Consider the following 26,575-nt stretch of genomic DNA (forward strand, 5'->3'; position numbering starts at 1 on the left):
AAAGTAAATAGAGTTTTTTAACTAGGATAGAGTTTATTCCATCTGAAGTTTATTGACATAGTTTTTAAGAACTAGCTTAAATTAAGTAAATTAATTTGAGTTAGTTCTTTTTATTTTAGAGATAAGTATAACCTAGTATTTAGGAAATAATAATAAAGTAATTAATTAAATATATAATAAATATAAGTTCATTTAATATATAAATAATTAATAGACAAATATGAAAAAGATGATATAATTACCATTAATAAATGTGTAATATTAAATATGCTAAAAAATAATTATAGTAAACTGAATAAAATTCATGTTTATTAAATATATGGAATATTAGAAGGAGATTTATCATGAAGGCAAAACAGGTTTTAGATATAGCTCTTTCAGCAGGTGAACTACTTATTAGTAATGGATCAGAATCCTATAGAGTAGAGGAAACTATTGAAAGGATATGTAAAGCATATAATTATAAAAGTGAATGCATAACTACAGGAAAAGGAATTTTTATATCTATTTTAGATGAGGATCAAGAAAAGGTTACATCACTAAAAAAGGTTAGAAGCAAGAGTGTTGATTTATATAGCATAGAGCTAGTAAATAGTTTTTCTCGAAGCATCGAGTCAGAGAAGATTTCCTATGAGGAAGCAATGGAAAGACTAGAAGATATAAGAAAAACGCCTACTTTTAAATTACCTATTAGAGTGTTAGCTGGTGGAATGACTTGTTTTATTTATTCATTATTTTTCAACGGAACAATTTTTGCAGCCTTTATATCTGCGATTATTGGTATGATAATATATTATATGGTAGATAAGGTATCCAACGTAGGATTTTTCCAATTTTTTATCTTCTTTTTCTCAGGATTTCTTATAGCTAGTATAAGTATTTTATTTGAAAATATTATAACTATAGTGAACAAGGACAAGATTATACTAGGGTCTATTATGGTACTATTACCTGGTGTAGCCCTTACTAATGGAATAAAAGATATAATTTATGGTGATTTTACATCAGGAATTTCAAAGGTAGGTGAGGCAGTTTTAATAATTACAGCAATTGGTTCAGGAATTGGTACTGCATTAGCCTTTAGAAATTTTCTAGGAATCTTTTAGATATAATATATTTAAGTGAAAGTAGAGGCTATGTTATGATTAGACAAATTGTTTTAGCGTTTTTTGGAAGTGTATTTCCGGCCATATTATTTAATATAGATAGAAAAAAATTAGTTTGGGCTGGGATTTCAGGAACTCTTGCATGGATAAGCTATTTAATAGTGTTCAACTATGGAGGAAGTGTAATTATTGCTACTTTCATGGGGGCATTTGTAGTAGGAGTTTATAGTGAAGTAATGGCAAGAAGGTTAAAGGCTCCAAGTATGCAGTTTTCAATACCAGGAATATTCCCGTTAGTACCAGGAGTTATGGCCTATAACACAGTATTATATATAGTAGCTCAAAATTATGACCTTGCTTATAGCAGTGCAATGAAAACTATTATAGTAGGTGGAGCTATTGCCTTTGGAATGATGTTATCTTCAACTACTTATAAATTTTTTAGCAAAATTCAAAGAGATATAGAAACAAAGAAAACAGCATAAAATAAAATAAAATATTAGGCTATGTTTTAAACTGTTGTTAAAACATAGCCTATATTTAAATTAAGTTTAAATTTATACTTAATTATTGAGCCTTCTTTTCGTTTTCCTTGTTATTTTCAGGGTTACACTTATTATCACACTCTGGTTTTCTCATATGTTTTCCAGGAGTCTTTGTATTTTGTTTTTTCTCATCAGTTTCGTTTAGAGTTGGTTTCTTTTCATCTTCTTTAGGAGCTTTTTCATTCTCAGGCTTAGACTCACTTATAGTTTGCTTCTTTTCATCAGGTTTTTTTGTCTTTTCTTCTTCCTCAATCATAGTTGGTTTCTTTTCCTCAGTGGGTTTTTCATCCTTAGATTTTTCTGATGGAGTCTCTATAGTAGTCATTTTTTCACTATTAGAATCCATTGATATATTATCATATCCAAAGGCTACAGTAGAAGAAGTCATGATGGCACCAACTAATGTTAGCATAATTAAAGATTTTTTCATTGTAATACACCGTCCTTTTAAAGTATTTACTTAAATTCTTAAGTATGAGTATATTTGATGAGAACAACAAGAATAAGGATAAGCTATTGAAAAATAAAAGGTTTAAGAAAACTCGACTTTAGTTTATCCTTAGAAAGAAAAAATATGTTATTAAAAATTTTCCATTAAAAATGTGGATAATAATAAATTAAAAGTAAATTTGAAAATTATAGTTTTTATGTTATAATGAAGTTAATTTAATAATTATTTAGCTAGGGGTGCCTAATGCTGAGAGAAGCAATAATTGCTTTAACCCTTGAACCTGATGTGGATAATGCCATCGAAGGAAAGCTTTAAAAGATTTTAATAATAGCTTATTTATAAAAATGTTTATAAATATTTATTTTATGAATTCATCTAAAGGCTTACCTTGTGTAAGCCTTTATTTTTTTAGATAAGAATTAATAAAGGTTTGTAAAAAAATATGTAAGCAATTATTTTCTCCTAAAGAAAGGCGCTAAATTATTAAATTAAATAATTATTGTACTTAGGGAGGAAGAAAGTATGAATTTTACAACACAAATGGATGCCGCTAGGAAGGGCATTGTAACAAGAGAGATGGAGATTGTAGCTAAGTCAGAGAATATGGATATTCAAGAGTTAAGGGCTTTAGTAGCGGAAGGGAAGGTAGCTATACCTGCTAATAAAAATCATAAATCCCTTGTACCACAGGGAGTAGGACAAGGTCTCAAAACTAAAATAAATGTAAATTTAGGTATATCCAAAGATTGTGATGATATAGATAAAGAAATGGAAAAGGTAAAAGTTGCTTTAGATATGAAAGCAGAGGCTATTATGGACCTTTCTAATTATGGAAAAACTGCAAAGTTCAGAGAAAAGTTAGTAGAAATGTCTACAGCGATGATTGGAACAGTACCAATGTATGATGTAGTTGGCTTTTATGATAAGGAACTAAAGGATATCTCTGTAGATGAATTCTTTAAAGTAGTAGAAAAGCATGCACAGGATGGAGTAGATTTTGTAACTATCCATGCAGGACTAAACAGGGAAACTATAAATACTTTTAAAAGAAATAAGAGGATTACTAATATAGTTTCAAGGGGAGGATCTCTTTTGTTTGCTTGGATGGAATTAAATCAGAGAGAAAATCCATTCTATGAGTATTTTGATAGATTATTAGATATATGTGAAAAATATGATTTAACTTTAAGTTTAGGAGACGCATGTAGACCAGGTTCGATAGCTGATGCCACAGATGCTTCACAAATTAAGGAGCTTATGGTATTAGGTGAGCTTACAAAAAGAGCTTGGGAGAGAAATGTACAAGTTATAATTGAAGGTCCAGGGCACATGGCTATAAATGAAATAGAAGCTAATATGTTACTTCAAAAAAGACTTTGTCACGGAGCACCATTTTATGTTTTAGGACCTTTAGTTACGGATGTAGCTCCAGGTTATGATCATATAACTTCTGCCATTGGTGGAGCTATTGCAGCAAGTTATGGAGCAGACTTTTTATGTTATGTAACTCCAGCAGAACATTTAAGACTTCCAAACCTAGATGATATGAAGGAAGGTATAGTAGCAGTAAAAATTGCAGCTCATGCAGCGGATATTGCTAAAGGAATTAAAGGTGCATCGCAGTGGGATAATGAAATGAGTAAGGCAAGACAGGAACTTGATTGGGAGAAGATGTTTACCTTAGCTTTAGATGAAGAAAAGCCAAGAAAATATAGAAAAGAATCTACACCTCATCATGAAGATAGTTGCACTATGTGTGGTAAAATGTGTTCTATGAGAAATATGAACAAGATTCTTAGTGGAAAAGATATTAACCTTTTAAGAGAAGATGATTAATAATTAATAAAAGGACACTATTAAAAATTAAGCTTTTATTGGTAGTTTAAGCTTAGTAATTTTAAGAGTGTCCTTCTTTATTATACTTTTATGTTTAATAACTTGAATAATATAATTAATAATAAAGGAATAACTGTTTTAAAGTTTAAATTATTAATATATATCTGCAGTTGCTAAGTTCACTGAATTTATTGAATTTAGCATTAATTCATCTTCTAAGGTGTTTATTAACGTAACTTTATCTCTTCCAGATTCTTTAGAGATATATAATTGTTTGTCTGCAATTTCAATCATATAGTCAGTTGATCTAAGAGAGGAAAGGTTTCCATAGACCCCACCAATACTAACAGTAATTACAGAACTCTCATTATCATGAGTAGATTTTATTTTTAAGTCCTTAACTTTACAACTTATTAGATTACCTAGGTAAATAGCTTCATCATAGGTTAAATCCTCAGCAAGATATATAAATTCTTCTCCACCGTATCTACCACAAAAATCGTGACGGGAGGTAGAAATGTCTTTTAAACATTGAGCAATACTAGCAAGACATTTATCACCATGCATATGACCCCAATAATCATTATATAATTTAAAGTTATCCACATCTATCATAAATAAAACCATATTATTTTTATTGAGTTTAGAATATTTCCATAGTCTACTAAACATTTGGTCAATGGCATGTCTATTTGAAATTTTAGTAAGAGAATCTTTCAATGCTTTAAATCGTAAATTCTTATTCTCATTTTTCATATATTGTAGCCTTTTATTTTGGGATTCTATTTCCATTTCTAGTTTTTGATTTATTATTTTAATTTGTTCTAATTCTTCAGCTTCTATAGCATGATTACATTGAATTCTTATAATTTCTAGTTTAGATTTCATAGTAGATGAAGAAACTTCTTCTTCTGAAAGGTGGTACTGCCTGTAATATTCTAAGGCTGTTTTAAAATCTCCTAATGATTCGTAGTATTTAGAAAGCTGCAAATGTATTTTACTAAGCTTATGTTTGGAATTAAGTTCCTCAGCACAATGTATAGCTTTATTTAAATATTCTATAGCATCACCAGAAGAAGTGGAAAGCTTTAAAAAACCAATGTTAAAGTATAAATCTATGATATAAAATTTGTTACTAATGGTTTCTAAGTGTTCTAAGGATTTATTATAGTACTCCATGGCTTTATCAAACTCTTTATTTTTAAAGTGAATGAAACCAATATTATTTTCTATTTCACCTAGGAGTATAAAGTTATTAAATTCAATAGCTATATCATAGCTTTCAAAAAATATTTTTAAAGCTTTATGGTAATTATTCTTCTCTAGAAGAACTTGTCCTATATTAAATAAAATAGATGCAGATAGTGAAGTATAATTAAATTTTTTAGCTTTAGCTAAAGCTTTCTCATAATATTTCAAGGCTTTATTATATTGGGTAGTTATCCTGTGAATCTCTGCCATATTATTAAGGGAACAGGTGTGAATAAAGCTATGTTTATCATCAATACACAAATCTAGAACTCTAAGACAATTTATTAAAGAATCCTCATAAAGTCCAACGTGAAAATATGCGCAACTTAAAAGATTTAAAGCTACAACAATGCCTTCCTCTTCATTTAATTCCATAAATATATCTAGAGCATGATGACCATATTCTACCCAGTTGGCAAGATTTGATAGTGATCTGTAAATTAAAGCAAAATTAATAAAGCAATAGCCCATTGCAGATTTATTATTAAACGCTTCAGCTAATTTTAATGCTTCTTTTGTTATTTCATAAGCTTTTCTAGGATCGCTATGTACAATAGTGTTTCCATCATCAATAAGTTTAAAAAGTTCTTTTGAGTTATTATCCATACTAAACAACCTACTTTTCTTAGAATAGTTTAATTATAATTTGAATTTAAACTTATAACTGATTAACCAATGAATTTTTAACCTTGCGGTTACAATAATATAATAACATAAAATTAGATGAAAAATAATAAAAAATTATATGTTACATAAAAATTACTTAGAGAATTTAAGTAATATAAGTCTAAATAAGTAATTATATGTTACATTTAATTTACTTGTTATTAGTCACAATATTTTTTTAATCTTTCAAAATCTAGAATAACTATTTTTTTAGATGTGCTTGCTAATATTCCTTGGGATTTTAACTCATTAAGAACTCTAGTAACGGTAACTCTAGAGCAGCCGATTAAATTTCCTAATCCTTCATGGGTAAGCGGGAGACTTAGTTCAATTGGATCATTACATTTAGAATAATTATTTATAGTTTGAGCAACAATTCTACAAAGAGCAGAGCAAATTTGAGCTCGTGGTGATCTCTTTAAAAGGTCTCCCATCTGAAATAAAGAAATTTGATATTTTCTTAATATACTTTGAAGAAAATACTCATAATTTTTAGGTTTATCATTTAAATAATTATATAAAGTTTCATAATCAATAAATGAGATTGAAGTATCTTCTAATGTAACTGGAGTAATGCCTATATGAGAGTGATGAAATAAACTTTCCTCCCCATATATTTCTCCTGGTATTAAAAAAAATAAAATTTTTTCAAGACCATTTTTAGTATAGATACAAACCTTCACTTTTCCTTCAGTAACTATTGAGAGTTTACCCCCAGGAAAGTAATCTATATGCTCATTTTTTTTATAATGTTTTATAATTCCTAAAGGAGCAAGTTCTTCAAGAAAAAAGGTTCTCATTTTTTCTTGTGGAATATGTTTAAAGTATTCTTCATACATATATTAAATCATCCTTTTCAATTTAATAGAGTAATAAGTAATGTTTATGTTAAATCTTAAAAAACGTCTATAGTATAATATAATTCATCATATTATAGGAATTATTTTTAAACTAAATTTTATTCATTAGTATTATTTTTGTTATTAATAGTAGATTCATTTTGTGGAGTAACAGTAGCAATAGTTGATAGGTTTGTACCTATAGCTTGAAAAAGATTTCCTAATAGATTAATTTCATCAGAAGTTCTATTTTTAGCTATATATATAGAGAGAATAGCAGCTGCTACAACTAATTCTTCGGGGTTTAGATTATAAGACATAAATTCACCTTAAGAAAATAATTATTATTTTATATATTATGCAATAGAAATAGAGATGTCAATAAATTTAAATATAATTTTAGTTTATTGCAATAAAAAATCTATCAAATAAATGATAGATTTTTCTACTTGTATTATTATAGGCTATTCATATACTTTTTCCAGTCTCCATGATGAATATAGATTGCATGGGAATTAAAGTTTTTATCATTGCCATCTACGTATTTATATACATAACAATTTTCAATAGCCTTTGTTTCAAGATTTTTGACATTTATAGTAGTTCTTATATATTCATTGATTGATATATCTTCAAAGGATCTGAATCCTTCCATTTGATCTAAGGAAACTATATCTTCATAAAAATCTTTTAGTGCCATAATTTCTCCAATAACAGTATCTTCTCCATCTAGTAAAGCAGGGTATCCCTTGTGAGGAAGATGGAAAAGCTTTCCCCTTACTTCGCCTAGAGAAGCTGGAGATACTTTACTTTTTAAGTATTTATCATAGTTAAAGAAACCTTCTCTTAAGCTTCCATATACAAATACTTTTTTTTCTTCTGTTGGGTATGTCATTAGCAGATTGTACCTCCTATAGTTTTAATGTCTTCATTTCCATTATTAACTAGGGCTTCTATACAAAGCTCAAGACATTTTGAAATATCTTGAAGATTCATATAAGGTGTATTTGGCTTTGTAACCACTTGATTTGGTATATATGGAACGTGAATAAATCCACCTTTCATATGAGAGTACTTTTTATCGATAAGATAAAGTAATCCATACATTATATGGTTACAAACAAATGTTCCAGCAGTATTAGAAATTGCAGAAGGATAGCCATTATCTACCATGTTTTTAACCATTGCTTTTATAGGTAAGTTAGAGAAATAAGCATTTTCTCCATCTTCTTTAATTTTTATATCTATTGGTTGATTTCCTTCGTTATCTTTAATTCTAGCATCATCTATATTAATAGCAACTCTCTCCGGCATAACTGCAAATCTACCACCTGCTTGTCCGATGCAAATAACTGCATCTGGGTTATGATTTTTGATAGAGCTTTCAAGGGCCTCTATTGATTTATTAAAGACAGTAGGAATTTCTACCTTTATAACTTCTACGCCAGCAATATTATTAGGAAGTAATTTTACTGCTTCAAGAGCTGGATTTATAGATTCTCCTCCAAAGGGATCAAAACCACTTATTAAAACTTTCATATATATATTTAATGAAGCATTAGCTTCATTAAAATTCACCTCCTTTAGTTATATCTTATATAAACTTTTAAAATGCTAAGAAATACATTAAAACTATGTGTGCTATTAGTAATGTCATAGCCACAGGAAATTGGCGTTTAATAATTGCATTTTTGTCGTCAATTTCTAGAAGAGCTGCAGGCATAATATTAAAATTAGCTCCCATTGGTGACATTAGTGTTCCACAATATCCAGCAGTAAGAGCTAAGGCACCAGCAACTACTGGATTAGCCCCCTGTGCAAATACAAATGGAATTCCAATACCAGCAGTGATAACTGCAAATGCAGCAAAGGCATTTCCCATAATCATTGTAAAGATAGCCATACCAATGCAGTAAGCAGCTACTCCAATTAAAAGATTTCCTTCAGGTATGAAGCTTGATATACCATTAGCAATAACAGTACCAACTCCAGCAGCTGTAAATAGTGAGCCTAATGCAGTAAGAAGTTGAGGCAAGATACTTACAGGTCCAACAGAGTCAATCATTCTAGCTCCATCCTCTAAAATGAACTTTGGATTAGCTTTTGTGATAATTAAGGTTGCAATAGTTGCTATCACAGCAGCTATACCAATAGCAGCTGTTCCGCTAATAGAGGTAAATTGTGCTATTCCTAGAGCTACAATTGCGATTACTAGAGGTGGTAAGAAAACTTTATTTTTAAGTTTTCCAGATTGAGTTTTAGCAAACTCTCCATCGAGGGGTTTGGTAGGTAGCATTTTAACTTGCTTAGAAACGGTCAAGCAACCTAAGGCTATTATTAAAATCCCAACTATATTAGCTGGGATATAAGGTCCAGCTATGAATATAATACCTAGAATTGACCAAAATATTGAAGTACCAATTCTAGCTTTATGATCTTTATTTGTAAATGTATAAACTGATAGGGAAATCATTAGGAAGCCCACTAAGGCATAAAAGATTTCCAATAAAAAATTTGATAGTGCTGCCATATCCATAATCGATTCCTCCTTTAATTATCTTTTTTAGAATATTTCTTAATTAATGATTTATCTAATAAATGATTTTGTACTAATACCATTATAAATAGTATTACAGCTATTGGGATAGAAGCTTTAGCTACATCAAGAGCATCTACTACATAGCCTTGTTCCTGAAGTGTACTGGTTATTAGAAGTACTCCTGAGCTAGCCATAAATAAGTTTTGTCCAAAGAAGTTACCATAGTTGTCCATAGCTGCAGAAGAAGCCTTAATTCTATCCTCATCTTCCTTATCAATTTCTCCAAAGTTACTAACGGCAGCACCTTGTGCCATAGGGTTAACAAGAGGTCTAACAAATTGAGGATGTCCACTCATTCTAATAGAAAGGGCAGCTGCCACTTGTCTAACTAGGGCATAGACACTTAATAGCTTTCCAGCAGAAAGAGATTTAGCATTACTTATAAGAGTTGCAGCTCTTTCTTTAAGTCCATATCTTTCACACATACCAATTACAGGTAATGTTAATATGAATAATGTTATGGCTCTTTGAGATACAAAAGTTTGTCCTAGAGTAGTCAATATTTCGTTAATACTCAAACCAGCAACGAGCCCTGTTAAAACCCCCGCAGAAAGAACCACAGCAATAGTATCGAGTTTTAACGTAAAACCAATGATAACAATTATAATACCGATTAATTTGATCATTATTATCCTTCCTCCCATGAATTTATATAATTTTTTAAAATTATACACTATTATGAAAAGTAAATATGTATACAGGTATACAAAGAACGGATAAATATTAGGTATAGATGAAGTTGATTGGATAAAAATAAAATTTAATCATTATGCATCAATAACTATTTTTATCCATATTGTATTAGTAGTTGTAGTATGATAATATTAGTCTAGTAAAATGGAATAATTAATATTTATAGCATATTTTTAGGGAGATGATAAGAGTATGGGAAAAATTATACTTACCATAGTAATAACAGTATTGATGCTCCTATTTGCAATTTTCTATTTTGGAGGTATCATATTTGTTACTTTTGCAGAAGGAATAAAGTTATTGCCAATAATTTTGCTTTTAATTGCCATAGGTATAGCAGGAGCAATTATTTATAATATGATAGAAAGAATAAAAGAAATAAAAGGGGGAGACGAAAATGATATTAGTAAATACTAATTACATTGCAGGAAAAGAGTTAGAAATGTTAGGAATGGTTAAAGGGTCAGTGGTGTGGTCTAAAAATATAGGTAAGGACATTCTTAGTGGTCTTAAAACCGTTGTAGGTGGGGAGATAAAAGGCTATACAGAAATGATGAATGAAGCTAGAGCCATATCTACAAAGCGTATGGCTGACGAAGCAGAAACTATGGGTGCTGATGCTATAGTAAATATAAGGTATGCAACAAGCTCAATAATGAATGGTACATCTGAAGTTATTTGTTATGGAACTGCAGTAAAATTTAAATAAAATTATCTGAGATAGACTGAGTCAAATAAAAAATTTTGACTCAGTCTTTATTATTTATTGCAAAAATAATGTTTTAATACGACCTTTAAAGAAGGACTACTAATATTCCTATAGCTTGTATATTATAATAATGTAATTTTAAATAGAGGCTAGAAATAAAAAGTTTAAATCTTTTTGTATAAATAAGCGTATATAAATAAAGGATATTTCTTAAGATATAGGTATTAAGATTTAAAGTATGAGTAGAGAGTTAATACGTTCTTATATAACGATCTTCACTAAAGTACAACGACTTCTAAGTATCAAAAATACTGATACTAAGAAGTCTGTTAGTAAGCTTCAGTGGGAGAAAACTCCATCTTAAGCAAAGAACTCTATTTATATGAAATATGGAGGTATATATATGAAAAAGAATAAATTTAAATTGTTATGTAGTACTTTAGTTTTAACTACGGTGGTACTTTTTTCAGGGTGTAATAATATAAATGCAGGTGAAAGTGAAAAAGAGGAGGAAACTGTTGAAGTAGGAAATACAGAAAATCAAGATAATGATGAAGTTTCAGCAAGCACAGAAGATAAAGGGGGGATTATTAAAAAACCTAGTGATTCTGCGAGGGAGCTTGAGTTTAAGGATAGTTATGAAAGATCTCCATATTATAATTCAAGTAAAAAATATCCTATTATCACTATTTGCAAATCAAAAGAATGTTTAAGGGAGCATGAAGGGAAAGTAAAAGGACTTACTGTAAGTATGCTGTCATGTGTAAATGAAAACCGTGACGTAGATGCAAGCAAATATGATGATGAGTTTTTTTCTAAAAAAGCTTTAATTATTGTAACACTAGATGAATCAAGTGGATCTGTGAGGCATAAAGTAAAAAAGGTAATTAAAGAGGGCAATGAAATTTCTATAGCGATTGAGAGAATGGTTCCTGGAATTGGAACTGCAGATATGGCAGAATGGAATATATATATTGAGTTAAATACTGAAGACGTAGATGAAAATGATATAGTGAATCTTGGTTTGATTAAAGGTCTAAACTAGTTTTTAAATTTATGGTGAGCATGTAATTATATTAAGATTCATGCTCACCATTTTTTATGTAATTATTTATAGTTCATATTTCTTTTATAGTTGGAAATTATAGAAAAGGTGAATTACTTTAAAATAAATGCGCTATAAAGATGTAAAAAGGTATATAATAAAAGGTAGAGTAAATTTATTGAAAAAGGAAGAAATTTTAATTAGGAGAATTGTGAGAATGAAGTTTGATTTAGAGTTGAGAGAGATAAAGGATATATGTGGAAATGTTATTTTTAATAGAGCCATGGATATGTACCTTAGAAATAAAGTTAGAAGTATAAGGATCAATGAAAACTCTATAAATATATTATCAGTTACAGCCATAGTACAGTCAGCCTATGATGTAAATAATTATAAAACTAGTGTACTTATAAATAATAAAAATTTTAAATTATATCCCAACTGTAGTTGTGAAGCTTTTAGTCAATATCATATGTGTAAGCATGTAGGAGCTGTACTTATAAAGTTAAATAAGGAAGGTGTAAGAGGCAGGGGTATAAATATTCCTAAGTCTGGAGAAGAAGAGCTTCTTGAAACCTATAAAAGTACCTTTGACAAGGCTATTAGAGGAGTTAAGAAAGAACCTCTAAATATGGATATTACCTTAGTGGTAGAGGATGAGCACTACGGAAGTAAGAAAAAAAGTTTTTATTTAGAGTTAAAGATAGGAACTAGTAGATTATATGTGGTAAAAAATATTCGTGAACTTATGGAGTGCATGTATACAAGTGGTGGAACTATTAATTTTGGAAAAGAGCTTCAGTATAATAACACTAAATATATGTTTAAAGATAAGGATCAAGAAATCATGAATATTATAAAGGAAATTTATGATTTAAATTTAGAAGTAATGAATAGGGTATATACTAATCGTTCTGTATTCTTTAGTGGGAAAAGGGTATTTCTTTCAGAAGGACAACTTAAAAATATTCTAACCATTAAAAATGGGAAGACTATCAATTTAGATTATAAGGGAGAGCATTATAAAGATATAACTGTTTCATTAGGAAACATGCCTACTAGTTTTTATATGTTTATGAAGGGAGAAAATCTAAATATAGATATGAATGGTGAAATCTCACAGGACATTTGTGAGAATACAGGACTTTATTATTTAAATAATACTTTATATCTATTGTCTGAAAAGGAAAAAAGTGATTTTACTCCACTTCATAGAGCATTTATGAAATCAAAAAATAATACTATATCCTTTAAAAAAAGTAGTATTAATGATGTGGCAAATTTTCTTCTACCTAAATTAAAGAGTATAAGCCCCATTGTTATTAAAGATGAAAGTGTAAAGGAACTTATAAAGGAGGAGCCTTTAGTAACAGAATTTTACTTAGATAAGGATAAAGATAGAGTAACTTGTGATGTGAAGTTTAATTATGGAGAAGAAAGCTTTTATTATAATTTAGAAAATGAAAGTAAAAATATCAAAGAAGAAAATCAACAATTATTAAATGAAAAAGAAGTGGGCGTATCTGAAGATATAATTATTAGAGATTTAGTGAAGGAAAGAAAGACTATAGAGAAGCTTAATGGACTTGGATTTAAAAATATAGATAAAAGTTTTTATATTGAAAATGAAGATGAATTAGTAGAGTTTTTAACCTATGGTGTGGAGGAATTAGCTGAGGTAGGAGAGGTTTACTACTCTGATAGCTTTAAGGAGATAAAAATATTAACGCCTAAATCCTTTAATTCTAGCATTAGATTAAATGATTCAGATCTTTTAGAGTTTAATTTTAATATTGAAGGAATTTCTAAAGAAGAATTGAAGGCAACTTTAACTTCAGTTAAACAGAAGAAAAAATACTATAAACTAAAGAATGGTTCTATAATTCCACTTCAGGGAAGTGAATTTAAAGATATTTATTCTGTTATTGATAACTTTGATATATCAATTTCAAAGTTAGCTAGTGGAAGTGTAGAAATACCTAAGTATGCATCCTTATATATAGATGAAAAGATCAATAAGGGGGCATTGAATTTTGTTACAAGAAATAAAGGCTTTAAAAATCTTATAGATAATATAAAAGATGTAAAAAGTAATGAATATAAGGTTCCAGAAGAACAAGGTGAAGTATTAAGAACTTATCAAGAAATTGGATTTAAGTGGTTTAAGACCTTATCTCAATGTGGATTTGGTGGAATTCTAGGAGATGAGATGGGACTTGGTAAAACCCTTCAAGCTATAACATTTATAAATTCAGAAAAACAAGAAGGAAATTTGAGAAATAAGGCACTAATTGTATGTCCCACTTCATTAGTTTATAACTGGGTTATGGAATTTGAAAAATTTTCTAAGGGTCTAAGGATTGTAGCTGTAAGTGGAAATAAAGCAGAGCGAGAAATATTAATAGAAAACATAGAGGAGTACGATGTAATAATTACGTCTTATGCATTAATAAGAAGGGATTTTGAATATTATGAGAAGATGAAATTTGATATTTGTATTATCGATGAAGCACAATATATTAAGAATCCAACTTCTTTAAATGCAGAATCTGTGAAGTCAATTCAAGCTAAGAGTAAATTTGCTATGACAGGAACACCAATAGAGAATTCACTTACAGAACTTTGGTCTATTTTTGATTTTATAATGCCTGGATATTTAAAAACCCATGGAAAGTTTAATAAAAACTTTGAATTGCCTATAGTAAAAGAAAAGGATGATAAAGCTTTAAAGGAATTATTGAAGCTTATAAAACCATTTATTTTAAGAAGATTTAAAAGGGATGTAGCTCTTGAACTACCACCAAAGATAGAACATAAAATAGTGGTGGACATGACTTCAGAACAGAAAAAACTATACTATTCTTATGTAGATGCCTATAAAGAAGAGATGGAGCAGGAAATAAAGGAAAAAGGCTTTAACAAAAGTAGGATGAAGATACTGTCACTTATTACTAGACTTAGACAAATTTGTTGTGATCCCGCTTCCTTTATAGAAAATTATAAAGGTGATAGTGGAAAGTATCATGCTCTTTATGATATTTTAGAAGAAGCTTTAGAGAATAATCATAAGGTACTATTATTTTCTCAGTTTACTACAATTCTAGGGAGTATAAGAGAAAAGTTAAATAAAAAGGGCATAAACACTATGTATTTAGATGGTTCTGTTCCATCTAAAGATAGGATGAATTTAGTTAAAGAGTTTAATGAGGGGGAATCATCAGTATTTTTAATTTCTTTAAAGGCTGGGGGAACAGGAATTAATCTTACATCAGCTGATATGGTAATACATTTTGATCCATGGTGGAATCCAGCAGTGGAAGAACAGGCTGAAGATAGAGCTCATAGAATTGGACAAAAGAATACTGTGGAGGTAATAAAACTTATAGCCAAGGGAACTATAGAGGAGAAAATTTACAATATACAAGAAAAGAAAAAAGAAATCATAGATAAAGTAATAGATGGAGAAGAACATACGGAATTGACCTTATCTTCTATGAATGAAAAGGAACTAGAAGAGTTATTTTCATAATGAAATTCTATATGAAAAGTGTTTACTACAGCGTATTTTAAGAAGATAATTACCAATTAATTATATTTAGATAATGAAATTTTTAGCTTGTCGAAATAAGTCATTGAAAATATAAGGGATATGAAGTATAATTATATTGTGAAGAATAGTGTTTAGATATAAGGTACTTAAAGTTTACAACATGAGAATTTAAAGGTTAAGAATTATCTTAGCCATAATTATATGTTATGTAATAAATATATTAAGATGTATTTTGCAAGGTTAAGATTTTTCTAACCTTGCATTAGTACTTAAATAGACAATTTAATTTAGAAGGGAGATACTACATGGGTAGACAAAATGCACTAGGTGAAGAAAAAATCACAAAATTATTACTTAAGTTTTCTATACCAGCCATCATTGGGATGTTGGTTAACGCACTATATAATATTATAGATAGAATGTTTATAGGACACATTCCAGAGGTAGGAAATTTAGCAATTACAGGTATTGGAGTAACTATGCCAATATCAACTATTATATTAGGCTTTGGTATGTTAGTTGGAATAGGTACTGCTACTACTATTTCCATTAGATTAGGACAAAATAAGAAAGAAGAAGCAGAGAAGATTCTAGGAAATGCTTTTACTTTAATTATAATCATTAGCTTAGCTATAACAGCTATAGGATTAATCTGGGGAAAGGATATACTAAGAATGTTTGGAGCTAGTTCAAACACCCTAGTATATGCTGAAGAATACATGCAGATTATATTTATAGGTACTATATTTAACATGTTAAGTTTTGGACTTAACCATACCATAAGAGCTAGTGGAAGTCCTAATATAGCCATGGCATCTATGCTTATAGGTGCAATTACAAATATAATTCTTGACCCAATATTTATATTTACATTAGGAATGGGAGTTAAAGGAGGAGCTATAGCCACAGTAATAGCTCAAATTGCTTCAGCTATATGGGGAGTAAGTTTCTTTTTAAGGGGAAATGCTAATCTTAGAGTTAAAGTTAAAAACTTTAAGCTAGAAAAAAAGTTGATACTAGCTATATTTGCTATAGGTATGTCGCCATTTAGTATGCAAATTGCTGCAAGTATAGTTCAAGTAATATCAAACAATGCTTTAAGGAGTTATGGTGGAGATTTAGCCATAGGAGCAATGACTATAATAAGTAGCATAACTATGATAATTCTTATGCCGATTTTTGGATTAAATCAAGGAGTACAGCCTATTATTGGATATAATTATGGAGCTAAAAAATATGATAGAGTTAAGGAGGCTATAAAGTATCCTCAAATAGCAGCTTTAATTATTGCTACCATAGGATTTTTAATGGTAGAACTTATTCCAGGAGTTTTAGTAAAGTCATTTAACTCAGATCCACATCTACTTTCAATAACAAAGTATGGAATGAGAATTTTCCTTTCTATGATTATTTTTGTAGGGCCGCAGATTATAAGAACTAATTACTTCTCTTGTATTGGAAAAGCTAAGAAATCCATGTTCTTAAGTTTATTAAGACAAGTAATACTTTTAATACCATGTATTATAATTCTTCCTTTGATACCACTTCCTAATGGAGAAACTCTTGGATTAACAGGAGTATGGTTGGCGGGGCCAACTAGTGATTTTATATCTGTTATAATCACTAACTTTATCTTTAAACATGAAATAAAGAAGTTAGATAATCCTAACTCAGAAGATGGAGAAGTTATGGGAGAGGCCATTTAAGTTTCTCAACTTAGATAAATGAAAAAACTGTTAGCATAATAGTATGTTAACAGTTTTTTTATATTAAAAAGTCTTTATATTTTAATTATACGTCGTGTAGCTTTTAAACTATAGAAATACCACCTTCAACAAGAATATGTTGAGAAGTTACGTAGCTAGAAGCATCTGATGATAGATAAATAATTGTTCCATTAAGTTCACCTTTTTTACCTGGTCTTCCAGCAGGAGAAATAGCATTGTAAGCTCTAAGAAAAGGTTCATGCTTAAAAAGGGTATTTTCTGTCATCTCAGATTCAAAAAGGCCAGGACCTATAGAATTAACTGTAATATTATCTTGCATATAGCTTGCAGCCATACCCATAGTTAAGCCTCTAACAGCTGCTTTAGAAGTATTGTAGGAGTGACGGAAAAGAGAAGGATCTTTGTCTGCAATAACAGCATTTATAGAAGCTATGTTAACAATTTTACCATATTTCCTGTCTCTCATATGAGGAACTACATATTTACTCATTAAGAAAATTCCCTTAACGTTAATGTCCATAACTTTATCCCAAGCTTCAACAGACATGTTTTCAACAGAACCTGCAGTTGCAACTCCTGCGTTATTAAGAAGGATATCAATTTGTCCAAAGTGCTTAATAACTTCGTCTATTGCTGCTATAACACTTTCTTCATTAGCAACATCACATTGAACAGCTAGAGCTTTTCCACCATTATTTTCAATTTCTTTAACTACATTATCAAGTTTATCTTTTCTTCTTGCAAGTAGTGCAACACTAGCTCCATATTCAGCATAAGCTCTAGCGGCATCAGCTCCTAGTCCACTAGAAGCACCTGTAACTATAGCAACTTTACCAGTAAGATTGAATAAATTGTTCATAACATCAAATCCTTTCTAAAATATAAACATCTTGTAAATATTATCAATAAACAAATATTATTAATAGATATTTACTTGCTATAATAATATAGTAGCATAACTTCAACATATTGTAAATTAATTAATTATTTAACAAGGTGCTTTAATACTAATTTATAATTAGTATTATGCTAATCTGAGAGATTAATTGTCATGCAGTTGTAGATTTATCATACAACATATTCTATAATTTTAATATACTCTCAAGTGTAAGACATTAGTCTTGAGGAATATGAATGATTAATATTTGTAGAGCTAAAGTAGAGGAAGAAAGTATTTTAAGTAATATTGCTATAAATTCGGAAGCATATTGGGGTTATGGTGAAGAATATATGAAAAGTTATAAAAACACTTATGGTGTAAGTGAAAACTATATAAAGGAGGAGTAGAATTGAAATTAAAAAATAAAACTTTTTTAGGAATCTGCTTAATACTATTATTATGCAGTTTTAGTGGTTGTACATTGGATACAGGGAAAGCAGATGTTTATGATAATAATGAAAAAATTGCAAAAGATGGAGATAGCTATAGCTATGTAGGTAGGAATGAATCGGGTTCTAAAAATGAAATTACCGTTAAATATGGGAAGTTTTCAGGAGCAGATACAATTTGGAATATAGAATCAGAGGGACAAAGTGAAATTACCATTAAATATGATTCAAAGGTTGAAAGTGGTGATTTTAAAGGGGTTTTAATTAGTCCAGAAAAACAGGTGGAGGATATACTAGTAGGCACTAAAACTGGAGAAAGAACAATAAAATTAATAGAGGGAAAATATAGATTTAAATTTGTAGGAAATAAAGCAAAGGGAAAGATTGAAATTTCAATTAAAACTGAAGAGGATGAACAGGTTAAGATAAGAAAAGTAGATAATGACTAATATTAAATCGTTTATAAGGGACATATGAAAATAATTAAGTTAGAAATCTTAGTTAATTTCCATATAGTCCTTATTTATATTATTACAGTTATACTAACATAGAAAATTCATTATATAATTCTATTCTGATATTAAAGAAATCTTTTGTTTTATCAATGGTATTATCTTATTTACATTTTCTTTACCAGTATATATCACACGGATAACACCTTTTCCTTTACAAGCATAGATTTCGTATCCATCACTTGTTTTATGAACAATTAAAAGATCTAGCTCATCATCATGTAAAATAGGAGGCGTAGTATCATCCGTTCTTGAGTCATCACCATCCTCCCATAATTCTAAGAGTAGTTTTTGGGACATGGATTTAAATCTTACTTGATATACTTCATTATTTAGTATAGCATCATGAGATTTTAAATAGGTTGTAGTAGGATTAGTCATTATAGCCCCCATTTCAAAACTAGTATACTTTAATGGAGCAAAAAAGGTTTTTTTCAAATTGTAGTGACGTTCATAATTAACTTCCTCAGAAGTGGAAATTGGAGTTTCTTCTAAGGTTTCTGAGTTTTCTATTTCCTTTAGTCTTATAATTGCCATGGAAGTCGTATCATCAGGAATAGTTTTTTCATCATCATAACCTGTAAACAATGATGTGAAGGTTAAAACTACTAAAGTTATTGAAAGTAGAATTAGACAAGAACTAATAAAAATAGATACTATATAATTAGACTTCCAAGGTGCATTATGATCCACAGAAGTTCCTTGTAAAAGGCACTTTCTAAGTTTGCCTATATATATAATTTCAAACAATCCATTAATAAAGGTTGAAATAATTATTAATTGGGAAAGAAGTTCTAGAAAACTCATATTTACTAAAACACTAACGTATCTTTTATCAATAAACATAGGGATAACTGCATAAAATGCAAATAGAATTGCAAAAGAAATAAGAAGTTGTGTTAAAGCTTTTTTATAAAAGGGTTTTAATAGCTGTGCATATTCTTCGGGGATAATATGAACCTCTGTGGTATTGAATTCATAGGGTGATGAGAAAATATGAAAATTGTTATAGTTTGTAACATATTCCCATCCACGAGCTTTATACATTCTAATTTGTTCTTCTCCCAATTCATCCTTTTCCTTAGACATTTCTATTCTATAGTACATATCCCTAGGTTCATCTTTATTAAATTTGGCGAAATATTTCCCCATTTTTTCTATGAAAAGTCCTCTTTTAGCCATGGAATTAAGCCAGCTTTCGGTAACACCAATTTTCCAAGGAGAGCCTGGTTTAAATTTATAAACAGATTTACTCAAAATTAAATCCTCCTAAAAACATGAATAATATATTACATATTAAATAAATTATACCATTAAATTTGATAGAAGTTAATCTAAAGTTAATGAAAGTCTATTATTGTTCTTAAAAAATTATGAGTTTATGAAATGTACATTTATTATTTCAAATTTCTTAATACTTTTTTAGACAAATAAGTAAATCTGTATAATTACATTTTAATTGTATTAAACTATAATAATAAATAAGCAATCTTCATTAATTAATTTAACTAGAAAGTTGAGGTAATTATTATGAGTAAAAAATCAAATAAAAGTAGCATAAATCCTTTAGTGGCTATAGGAGCTATAGCAGGGGCAGCAACAATAGCTACTTTAGGAGCTAAAAAACTTAAGAACAAATCACAAAGTCAAGAGACGGAAATTGAATATATAGATCATTCAGGAAAACAAGTTTACTTTGTTGGAGGAGGTTTAGCTTCTTTAGCAGGAGCAGCTTATCTTGTACGAGACTGTAATTTTAAAGGCGAAAACATTCATATTATAGAGGGAATGCAAATTCTTGGTGGTAGCAATGATGGTGCTGGAGATGTACAAAATGGTTTCCTATGTCGTGGTGGTAGAATGCTAAATGAAGAAACTTATGAAAATTTTTGGGAACTATTTTCAAGCATTCCATCTTTAGATATGGTAGGTAAAAGTGTTACAGAAGAAATACTTAACTTTGACCATTTACATCCAACTCATGCTCAAGCTCGTTTAGTAGATAAGTATGGTGTAATTCAAGATGTAAAAAGCATGGGATTCAACAATGAAGATCGTATGGCTCTTGGTAAATTAATGATTACTCCAGAAGAAAGTTTAGATGATATGACTATAGAGCAATGGTTTAGTCATACCCCTCATTTCTTTGAGACTAACTTCTGGTATATGTGGCAAACAACCTTTGCTTTCCAAAAATGGTCTAGTCTGTTTGAATTAAAGCGTTATATGAATCGTATGATTTTTGAATTCTCTCGTATAGAAACACTAGAAGGAGTTACTCGTACACCATATAACCAATATGAATCTGTGATTTTACCAATAAAGGCATATCTAGATGAACATGGAGTTGATTTTAGTATAAATGCAACGGTAACAGATTTAGATTTTAGACCAGGTAATGAAATTACAGTAACAGCTATTCATGTAGAAGATGGAAATGGAGAAAGAGTTATTGAACTAAATGAAGGTGATGTTTGTATCATGACTAATGGTTGTATGACTGATAGTGCAACTTTAGGTGATCTTCATACACCGGCAGCTTTTGACCCTAGTGCTCCAATCTCAGGTGAGCTTTGGAGAAAAGTTGCTAATAAAAAACCAGGACTTGGTAATCCGGATCCTTTCTTTAATCATCCGGATGAAACTAACTGGGAAAGCTTCACTGTAACTTGTAAAGGAAATAAACTATTAAAATTAATAGAGCAGATTTCTACTAATATTCCAGGTAGTGGTGCTTTGATGACTTTTAAAGATTCTAATTGGTTAATGAGTATTGTAGTTGCAGCTCAACCACACTTTAAAGCTCAAACAATGGATACAACTATTTTCTGGGGTTATGGGTTATATACAGATAAAGTTGGAGATTATGTAAAGAAACCAATGCGAGACTGTACTGGTGAAGAAATGTTAATAGAACTTTTACATCATTTACATTTAGAAGATCAGATAGATGAAATTATGGAAGATGTGGTGAATGTTATTCCATGCATGATGCCTTATATAGATTCTCAATTCCAACCTCGTAAGATGTCTGATCGACCAAAGGTTGTACCAGAAGGATCAACTAACTTTGCTATGATTAGTCAATTCGTTGAAATACCAGAGGACATGGTATTTACTGAAGAATATTCAGTACGTGCAGCAAGAATTGCAGTATATACTTTATTCAAAGTGAAGAATAAGAAAATCTGTCCGGTAACTCCATATAAAAAGAATCCTAGGATACTAAAAGAAGCTTTAAAAACTTCTTATAGATAAACAGATTATCCATAGTTCATTAATGGTTATTATGGATAAAAACTTCCACTAAGTCAAAAAAACTAGTAGCTTCATTTGTGCTGAAGCTACTAGTTTTTTATGTTAATATATTTATATTTGAATATGGTATTAATATCCTATACAATAAAATAAAGGAATGAGACTGGGACGAGAGAATTTATTTTATATGAAAGTAGTGATACGAGTGAATGATATTATCTTAATAGCAAAGCATTATTTTAAAGGGTTATCAAAAGAAAATGGTCTAACTACCAGTAAAGTTAGAGCGTTTTCATCAAAGCTATATAAAACTATAGAAGATAAAAGTATTGATAATATTTTCAATATATGTGAACAATTACTTGATGAACATAAATGGGAATTAGGGGTTATTGCATACGATTGGGCTTATAGAGTTAGGAATCAGTATAATAATGACACATTTTTTGTATTTGAAAGTTGGTTAAAGAAGTATGTTACAGGCTGGGGAGATTGTGATGATTTTTGCACACATGCCTTTGGAGAATTATTAAGTCAAAATAATGAACTATTTAAATATGTGATAATTTGGACAAATCATCCAAGCTTTTTTGTGAGACGTGCAGCTGCTGTTATCTTAATTTATCCTATTAAAAAAGATAAGTATCATGGAATCAATCCTTACATAATTTCAGATATGCTTATGAAAGATGAACATCATCTCGTATTGAAAGGGTATGGCTGGATGCTAAAAGTGCTGTCACAGGTTGAAAAGGATAAGGTATATGAGTATTTATTAAAGAATAAAAATATTATGCCACGAGTAGCTTTTAGGTATGCTTTAGAGAAGGTTGATGAAGAAACTAGAAGAAGATTGATGATGAGTTAATATATATTACTATTATTGATAAGGTTATTATACTTAAAATATAAATTTTTAAATCATATTTTTATTTGTTGACATTATCACTAATTAGTGATAAATTTAGATTATGAAAGATATAAAGAAATTAATTAAAGAAAATAACTTAGACCTATCAACTTTAGTCGTATTTACTAGAGCAGAGCATGAAATTCATAAAAGGGAGTTTCAAACTATAAAGGAAACTGGACTTACAGTTGCTCAGTTTGGAGTTTTAGAGGCCTTATACAATAAGGGAGACTTAAAAATATATGAGTTAATAGAAAAAATATTAACTACTTCTGGTAATATAACTGTGGTTATAAAAAATTTAGAGAAGGAAGGATTAGTAAAAAAGATTATAAATCCAGAAGATAAGAGAGTTGCTATAATCTCTATAACAGATAGGGGGAAAAAAATTATTGAAGACATTTTTCCAAAGCATATTAAAAATATTAGTAGGATCTTTAGTGTTTTAACGGATGAAGAAAAAATTATATTAAAAAGTATATTAAAGAAATTTAAAAACTTGTAATGAGTTTTTATAAAAATATATCACTAATTAGTGATAAAATGGAGGTTGTTATGTTAAAGAGAATAGATAGTAATAACATGGGGAAAAGTAACTACGGATGGTTAAAAGGAAATTTTCATTTTTCTTTTGCAGAGTATTTTAAACCAACAAATATTAATTTTGGTGTGCTTAGGGTACTAAATGATGAGGTTATGAAGGCTAATTCAGGATTTGATATTCATCCTCATAATGACATGGAGATTATAACTTACATTGTAAGAGGAGAATTAACTCATGGAGACAGTATGGGCAATATTGGAAGCTTAGAGAGAGGTCAAATGCAATATATGAGTGCTGGCACAGGAGTATACCACAGTGAATTTAATCATAGCAATGAGGATTTAAGGATTCTTCAAATATGGATTATGCCTGATAAGAAAGGATATAAACCTAATTACGGAGATTATAGATTTAATTGGAGAGATAGAACCAACAATTGGCTCCACATGGTATCTGGCACTTTAAAGGATGTACCTATAAATGTTCATCAAGATATAAATGTGTATGCAACTTATTTAGAAAGGGATAAAGAGATATACTTTAATGTAAATAAAGGAAGACAGGCATACTTAGTACAAATTGAAGGTAACTCAGAAATTAATAATGTGCATTTAAATGAACAAGATGCCTTAGAAATAGTTGAAGAAAACATTAAAATTAAAGCTAATGAAAACTCACATTTAATTGTAATAGAAATGAATAAAACAGAAGCACTATATATATGATAACTACAATATAAAATTTAAGAACAAAAATAAAATTATGTCTTGTGTGATGATATATACAAGATAAAAAAGGAGAGAAAGATATGAGTAAAGTATTATACATTAAAGCAAATATTAAGAAGGATGGAGAATCAAGAACTTTTAAGGTATCGGATAGTTTTATAGAGGAGTATAAAAGTAGTAATCCTAATGATGAAATAATTACTTTAGATCTATATAAAGAAAATATAGATTTTCTAAAACCAGAGGATTTAGGAGAAATATTTGGAGCTAAAAATGAAGAAAGTAGGAAGCACCCAATTCTAAAATATGCATATCAATTTGCAGAAGCAGATAAATATGTAATTGCAGCACCAATGTGGAATTTAAGTATTCCTGCAATTTTAAAAGCTTATATAGATTATGTAAGTGTTACAGGAATAACATTTAAGTACACAGCAGAAGGGCCAGTTGGACTTTTAAAGGATAAAAAAGCTGTACACATTGTATCTAGAGGAGGAGAATATGGGGATGCACCATATGAAATGGGGGATAGATATTTAAGAACAATCCTAGGATTCTTTGGAATTCAAGATATGAAGACTATTGCTGTAGAAAGTTTAGATGTTGTTGGGGCAGATGTTGAAGGGAAAGTTGAACAAGGAATAAAAGTAGCTAAGGATACTGCCAAGTTGTTTTAAAATTATATGTGTTAAAAAGCCATAATTAGTTTTATGGCTTTTTTATATGGATTAAATATTAATAAAAAAAGAAATGTATTTACTTTATTACTCTACCATGGTAAAGTAATAAAGTAGTAGATTATAATTAAGTGGGGGGGATAAGCAAATGAGTAAAATATTAAGAAATGTAATAATCTATGGAATTATTGCAGTAATGGCATTATCAATAGCAGGATGTAACAATAAGTCACAGGATGCAATGGATAAGGAAACACTTATAATTGGTTTTGATGATACTTTTGTTCCTATGGGATTTAAAGATAATAATGGAGAAATAGTAGGTTTTGATATTGATCTTGCAAAGGAAGTATCAAAAAGAATAGGTAAACAAGTAACATTTCAGCCTATTGATTGGTCTATGAAAGAATCAGAACTTAACTCAGGAAAAATAGATCTTATATGGAATGGTTATAGTATAACCAAAGAAAGAAAAGAAAAGGTGAATTTTACAAATCCCTATCTGGAAAATAGACAAGTTATAATAACTTTAGTGAATTCAAAAATAAATAGTAAAGTTGATTTAAAAGGTATGAATGTTGGAGCACAAAATCAATCTAGTGCAGTAGATGCAATAAACAAGGAAGAGAAACTTTTAAAAACCTTTAAGGATGGTAAGGTTTATACCTTTGAAACAAATAATGAAGCATTAATGGATTTAGAAGCAAAAAGAATAGATGCTGTTGTAGCTGACGAGATTTTAGCAAGATATTATATAAACAAAAAAGGTGAAGGTAAATTTAAAATATTAAATGATGATTTTGGAGATGAATCTTATGGTGTTGGTATACGAAAAGGTGATGAAGAATTGCTTGAGAAGCTTAATGAAGCCTTTGAGGATATTAAAAAAGATGGTACAGCTAAGAAAGTTTCCGATAAGTGGTTTGGAAAAGATATAATTAAATAGGAGTGTATTTATATGAATAATTTAATTACCCTATTACCACAAGTATTCCAAGGATTAAAAGTAACCATTGAGGTATTTATATTAACCCTTGTAATTTCAATACCTCTTGGAATACTAGTTGCGCAGGGACGATTATCTAAAAATAAAATATTGAACAAAATAACAAGCGGGTACATTTTAATTATGAGAGGAACCCCTCTACTCCTACAAGTTGTATTTATATTTTTTGGTTTACCTATTATAGGGATAACCTTTAACAGATTTCCCGCTGCTATATTAGCATTTACTCTTAATTATGCAGCATATTTTGCAGAAATATTTAGGGCTGGAATAATTTCTATAGAGGAAGGACAATACGAAGGAGCTAAAGTTCTTGGCTTTTCTCAAAAATACATATTTTTTAAAATAATTCTTCCACAAGCTATTAAGAGAATACTTCCTGCTCTGGCAAATGAGACTATTACACTTGTAAAGGATACTGCCTTAGTGTATGTAGTTGGATTAGACGAACTACTAAAAGTTGGTAAAATAGCATCTAATACAGAAGCTTCTCTTATGCCCCTTTTAATAGTAGGAATGATATATTTACTTTTAATTGCATTGTTTGGTGAAATATTTAAAAAATTAGAAAAAAGGTATAGTTACTATCAATAG

General features: G+C 29.4%; 28 protein-coding genes and 1 riboswitch. Of the genes, 18 read left to right on the forward strand and 10 right to left on the reverse strand.

The annotated features are described in order from the left end of the window. The first annotated feature begins 344 nt into the window (after positions 1–344). Positions 345–1,106 carry a threonine/serine ThrE exporter family protein gene (locus tag B3086_RS03990; protein WP_035135828.1) on the forward strand — a complete coding sequence of 254 codons (762 nt, stop codon included), beginning with the start codon at positions 345–347 and terminating at the stop codon, positions 1,104–1,106. 5 nt (positions 1,107–1,111) lie between these two features. Next, positions 1,112–1,591, forward strand: a complete 480-nt coding sequence (locus B3086_RS03995; protein WP_346849155.1) for a threonine/serine exporter family protein — start codon at positions 1,112–1,114, stop codon at positions 1,589–1,591. A gap of 82 nt (positions 1,592–1,673) precedes the next feature. On the opposite strand, the gene B3086_RS04000 is transcribed toward B3086_RS03995, so the two are convergent. After that, positions 1,674–2,081, reverse strand: coding sequence for a hypothetical protein (locus tag B3086_RS04000; RefSeq protein ID WP_346849113.1), 408 nt, complete (start codon positions 2,079–2,081; stop codon positions 1,674–1,676). A 243-nt stretch (positions 2,082–2,324) separates the two neighbouring features. After that, positions 2,325–2,426, forward strand: a riboswitch (TPP riboswitch). Between the two features lie 198 nt (positions 2,427–2,624). Between B3086_RS04000 and thiC the strand changes: the two genes are divergently transcribed. Further along, positions 2,625–3,938, forward strand: coding sequence for a phosphomethylpyrimidine synthase ThiC (gene thiC, locus B3086_RS04005; RefSeq protein WP_346849112.1), 1,314 nt, complete (start codon positions 2,625–2,627; stop codon positions 3,936–3,938). Between the two features lie 153 nt (positions 3,939–4,091). Here the strand turns inward: thiC and B3086_RS04010 are convergent, their stop codons facing one another. From B3086_RS04010 to B3086_RS04040, 7 genes are all read right to left on the reverse strand, one after another. Next, positions 4,092–5,795, reverse strand: coding sequence for a tetratricopeptide repeat-containing diguanylate cyclase (locus tag B3086_RS04010; RefSeq protein ID WP_346849111.1), 1,704 nt, complete (start codon positions 5,793–5,795; stop codon positions 4,092–4,094). Between the two features lie 221 nt (positions 5,796–6,016). Further along, the gene (locus B3086_RS04015; RefSeq protein WP_346849110.1) at positions 6,017–6,694 is read right to left on the reverse strand and encodes a Crp/Fnr family transcriptional regulator; all 678 of its coding nucleotides are present in this window, start codon (positions 6,692–6,694) and stop codon (positions 6,017–6,019) included. Positions 6,695–6,813: 119 nt separating this feature from the next. Then, positions 6,814–7,014: a hypothetical protein gene (locus B3086_RS04020; RefSeq protein ID WP_346849109.1), complete on the reverse strand. Its 201-nt coding sequence runs from the start codon at positions 7,012–7,014 to the stop codon at positions 6,814–6,816. Positions 7,015–7,151: 137 nt separating this feature from the next. Next, entirely contained in the window at positions 7,152–7,589 is a 438-nt protein-coding gene (locus B3086_RS04025; RefSeq protein WP_346849108.1) for a gamma-glutamylcyclotransferase family protein, read from the reverse strand. Beyond that, positions 7,589–8,233, reverse strand: a complete 645-nt coding sequence (gene pcp / locus B3086_RS04030) for a pyroglutamyl-peptidase I (RefSeq protein WP_346892800.1) — start codon at positions 8,231–8,233, stop codon at positions 7,589–7,591. Before pcp ends, B3086_RS04025 begins: the two co-directional genes overlap by 1 nt. A gap of 67 nt (positions 8,234–8,300) precedes the next feature. Continuing rightward, positions 8,301–9,230: a DUF979 domain-containing protein gene (locus B3086_RS04035; protein ID WP_035131631.1), complete on the reverse strand. Its 930-nt coding sequence runs from the start codon at positions 9,228–9,230 to the stop codon at positions 8,301–8,303. A 14-nt stretch (positions 9,231–9,244) separates the two neighbouring features. After that, the gene (locus B3086_RS04040) at positions 9,245–9,916 is read right to left on the reverse strand and encodes a 5-oxoproline transporter, DUF969 family subunit (protein ID WP_150844005.1); all 672 of its coding nucleotides are present in this window, start codon (positions 9,914–9,916) and stop codon (positions 9,245–9,247) included. Between the two features lie 262 nt (positions 9,917–10,178). Between B3086_RS04040 and B3086_RS04045 the strand changes: the two genes are divergently transcribed. The 6 genes from B3086_RS04045 (at position 10,179) to B3086_RS04070 (ending at position 16,996) form a co-directional block, all read left to right on the forward strand. Continuing rightward, positions 10,179–10,403: a hypothetical protein gene (locus B3086_RS04045; RefSeq protein ID WP_035131633.1), complete on the forward strand. Its 225-nt coding sequence runs from the start codon at positions 10,179–10,181 to the stop codon at positions 10,401–10,403. After that, a complete protein-coding gene (locus B3086_RS04050) occupies positions 10,384–10,695 on the forward strand; it encodes a YbjQ family protein (RefSeq protein ID WP_035131635.1) in 312 nt (103 codons plus the stop codon). The genes B3086_RS04045 and B3086_RS04050 overlap by 20 nt, the downstream gene beginning before the upstream one ends. A 238-nt stretch (positions 10,696–10,933) precedes the next feature. Continuing rightward, the gene (locus B3086_RS04055) at positions 10,934–11,059 is read left to right on the forward strand and encodes a hypothetical protein (RefSeq protein ID WP_346849106.1); all 126 of its coding nucleotides are present in this window, start codon (positions 10,934–10,936) and stop codon (positions 11,057–11,059) included. 39 nt (positions 11,060–11,098) lie between these two features. Continuing rightward, complete coding sequence (locus B3086_RS04060; RefSeq protein ID WP_346849105.1) at positions 11,099–11,740, forward strand: hypothetical protein; 642 nt, start codon at positions 11,099–11,101, stop codon at positions 11,738–11,740. 217 nt (positions 11,741–11,957) lie between these two features. After that, the gene (locus B3086_RS04065) at positions 11,958–15,269 is read left to right on the forward strand and encodes a DEAD/DEAH box helicase (protein ID WP_346879589.1); all 3,312 of its coding nucleotides are present in this window, start codon (positions 11,958–11,960) and stop codon (positions 15,267–15,269) included. Positions 15,270–15,595: 326 nt separating this feature from the next. Further along, positions 15,596–16,996, forward strand: coding sequence for an MATE family efflux transporter (locus B3086_RS04070; RefSeq protein ID WP_346849103.1), 1,401 nt, complete (start codon positions 15,596–15,598; stop codon positions 16,994–16,996). Positions 16,997–17,099: 103 nt separating this feature from the next. Here B3086_RS04070 and B3086_RS04075 read toward each other — a convergent pair whose 3' ends face one another. Then, positions 17,100–17,876, reverse strand: a complete 777-nt coding sequence (locus B3086_RS04075) for an SDR family NAD(P)-dependent oxidoreductase (protein WP_346849102.1) — start codon at positions 17,874–17,876, stop codon at positions 17,100–17,102. Positions 17,877–18,151: 275 nt separating this feature from the next. Between B3086_RS04075 and B3086_RS04080 the strand changes: the two genes are divergently transcribed. Together B3086_RS04080 and B3086_RS04085 are read left to right on the forward strand one after the other, a co-directional pair. After that, a complete protein-coding gene (locus B3086_RS04080) occupies positions 18,152–18,304 on the forward strand; it encodes a hypothetical protein (protein WP_346877975.1) in 153 nt (50 codons plus the stop codon). Positions 18,305–18,306: 2 nt separating this feature from the next. Then, positions 18,307–18,795 carry a hypothetical protein gene (locus B3086_RS04085; RefSeq protein ID WP_346877974.1) on the forward strand — a complete coding sequence of 163 codons (489 nt, stop codon included), beginning with the start codon at positions 18,307–18,309 and terminating at the stop codon, positions 18,793–18,795. Positions 18,796–18,915: 120 nt separating this feature from the next. On the opposite strand, the gene B3086_RS04090 is transcribed toward B3086_RS04085, so the two are convergent. Then, positions 18,916–20,115, reverse strand: coding sequence for a DUF2812 domain-containing protein (locus tag B3086_RS04090; RefSeq protein ID WP_346879588.1), 1,200 nt, complete (start codon positions 20,113–20,115; stop codon positions 18,916–18,918). A 273-nt stretch (positions 20,116–20,388) separates the two neighbouring features. Between B3086_RS04090 and B3086_RS04095 the strand changes: the two genes are divergently transcribed. The 7 genes from B3086_RS04095 (at position 20,389) to B3086_RS04125 (ending at position 26,575) form a co-directional block, all read left to right on the forward strand. Further along, entirely contained in the window at positions 20,389–22,116 is a 1,728-nt protein-coding gene (locus B3086_RS04095; protein WP_346849098.1) for an oleate hydratase, read from the forward strand. A gap of 187 nt (positions 22,117–22,303) precedes the next feature. Then, the gene (locus tag B3086_RS04100; protein WP_346849097.1) at positions 22,304–22,984 is read left to right on the forward strand and encodes a DNA alkylation repair protein; all 681 of its coding nucleotides are present in this window, start codon (positions 22,304–22,306) and stop codon (positions 22,982–22,984) included. A gap of 103 nt (positions 22,985–23,087) precedes the next feature. Continuing rightward, the gene (locus tag B3086_RS04105; protein WP_346879587.1) at positions 23,088–23,531 is read left to right on the forward strand and encodes a MarR family transcriptional regulator; all 444 of its coding nucleotides are present in this window, start codon (positions 23,088–23,090) and stop codon (positions 23,529–23,531) included. A gap of 50 nt (positions 23,532–23,581) precedes the next feature. Beyond that, positions 23,582–24,295: a pirin family protein gene (locus B3086_RS04110; protein WP_346849095.1), complete on the forward strand. Its 714-nt coding sequence runs from the start codon at positions 23,582–23,584 to the stop codon at positions 24,293–24,295. Between the two features lie 83 nt (positions 24,296–24,378). Next, a complete protein-coding gene (locus B3086_RS04115; protein WP_035131655.1) occupies positions 24,379–24,975 on the forward strand; it encodes an NAD(P)H-dependent oxidoreductase in 597 nt (198 codons plus the stop codon). Positions 24,976–25,123: 148 nt separating this feature from the next. Next, entirely contained in the window at positions 25,124–25,921 is a 798-nt protein-coding gene (locus B3086_RS04120; RefSeq protein WP_346879586.1) for an amino acid ABC transporter substrate-binding protein, read from the forward strand. Between the two features lie 12 nt (positions 25,922–25,933). Next, positions 25,934–26,575 (forward strand): amino acid ABC transporter permease, encoded by a 642-nt coding sequence (locus B3086_RS04125; RefSeq protein ID WP_346849093.1) that lies wholly within the window; start codon positions 25,934–25,936, stop codon positions 26,573–26,575.

It is taken from the genome of Clostridium sp. UBA871 (genome assembly GCF_002295255.1).
GTDB lineage: Bacteria > Bacillota > Clostridia > Clostridiales > Clostridiaceae > Clostridium_J > Clostridium_J sulfidigenes.

Excerpts from the sequence above, each read along its gene's own strand:
- B3086_RS03990 (WP_035135828.1), top strand. The coding sequence starts at position 345 with ATGAAGGCAAAACAGGTTTTAGATATAGCTCTTTCAGCAGGTGAACTA.
- B3086_RS04000 (WP_346849113.1), bottom strand. The coding sequence starts at position 2,081 with ATGAAAAAATCTTTAATTATGCTAACATTAGTTGGTGCCATCATGACT.
- thiC (WP_346849112.1), top strand. The coding sequence starts at position 2,625 with ATGAATTTTACAACACAAATGGATGCCGCTAGGAAGGGCATTGTAACA.
- B3086_RS04010 (WP_346849111.1), bottom strand. The coding sequence starts at position 5,795 with ATGGATAATAACTCAAAAGAACTTTTTAAACTTATTGATGATGGAAAC.
- B3086_RS04015 (WP_346849110.1), bottom strand. The coding sequence starts at position 6,694 with ATGTATGAAGAATACTTTAAACATATTCCACAAGAAAAAATGAGAACC.
- B3086_RS04020 (WP_346849109.1), bottom strand. The coding sequence starts at position 7,014 with ATGTCTTATAATCTAAACCCCGAAGAATTAGTTGTAGCAGCTGCTATT.
- B3086_RS04025 (WP_346849108.1), bottom strand. The coding sequence starts at position 7,589 with ATGACATACCCAACAGAAGAAAAAAAAGTATTTGTATATGGAAGCTTA.
- pcp (WP_346892800.1), bottom strand. The coding sequence starts at position 8,233 with ATGAAAGTTTTAATAAGTGGTTTTGATCCCTTTGGAGGAGAATCTATA.
- B3086_RS04035 (WP_035131631.1), bottom strand. The coding sequence starts at position 9,230 with ATGGATATGGCAGCACTATCAAATTTTTTATTGGAAATCTTTTATGCC.
- B3086_RS04045 (WP_035131633.1), top strand. The coding sequence starts at position 10,179 with ATGGGAAAAATTATACTTACCATAGTAATAACAGTATTGATGCTCCTA.
- B3086_RS04050 (WP_035131635.1), top strand. The coding sequence starts at position 10,384 with ATGATATTAGTAAATACTAATTACATTGCAGGAAAAGAGTTAGAAATG.
- B3086_RS04055 (WP_346849106.1), top strand. The coding sequence starts at position 10,934 with ATGAGTAGAGAGTTAATACGTTCTTATATAACGATCTTCACTAAAGTA.
- B3086_RS04060 (WP_346849105.1), top strand. The coding sequence starts at position 11,099 with ATGAAAAAGAATAAATTTAAATTGTTATGTAGTACTTTAGTTTTAACT.
- B3086_RS04065 (WP_346879589.1), top strand. The coding sequence starts at position 11,958 with ATGAAGTTTGATTTAGAGTTGAGAGAGATAAAGGATATATGTGGAAAT.
- B3086_RS04070 (WP_346849103.1), top strand. The coding sequence starts at position 15,596 with ATGGGTAGACAAAATGCACTAGGTGAAGAAAAAATCACAAAATTATTA.
- B3086_RS04075 (WP_346849102.1), bottom strand. The coding sequence starts at position 17,876 with ATGAACAATTTATTCAATCTTACTGGTAAAGTTGCTATAGTTACAGGT.
- B3086_RS04080 (WP_346877975.1), top strand. The coding sequence starts at position 18,152 with ATGATTAATATTTGTAGAGCTAAAGTAGAGGAAGAAAGTATTTTAAGT.
- B3086_RS04095 (WP_346849098.1), top strand. The coding sequence starts at position 20,389 with ATGAGTAAAAAATCAAATAAAAGTAGCATAAATCCTTTAGTGGCTATA.
- B3086_RS04100 (WP_346849097.1), top strand. The coding sequence starts at position 22,304 with ATGAAAGTAGTGATACGAGTGAATGATATTATCTTAATAGCAAAGCAT.
- B3086_RS04105 (WP_346879587.1), top strand. The coding sequence starts at position 23,088 with ATGAAAGATATAAAGAAATTAATTAAAGAAAATAACTTAGACCTATCA.
- B3086_RS04110 (WP_346849095.1), top strand. The coding sequence starts at position 23,582 with ATGTTAAAGAGAATAGATAGTAATAACATGGGGAAAAGTAACTACGGA.
- B3086_RS04115 (WP_035131655.1), top strand. The coding sequence starts at position 24,379 with ATGAGTAAAGTATTATACATTAAAGCAAATATTAAGAAGGATGGAGAA.
- B3086_RS04120 (WP_346879586.1), top strand. The coding sequence starts at position 25,124 with ATGAGTAAAATATTAAGAAATGTAATAATCTATGGAATTATTGCAGTA.
- B3086_RS04125 (WP_346849093.1), top strand. The coding sequence starts at position 25,934 with ATGAATAATTTAATTACCCTATTACCACAAGTATTCCAAGGATTAAAA.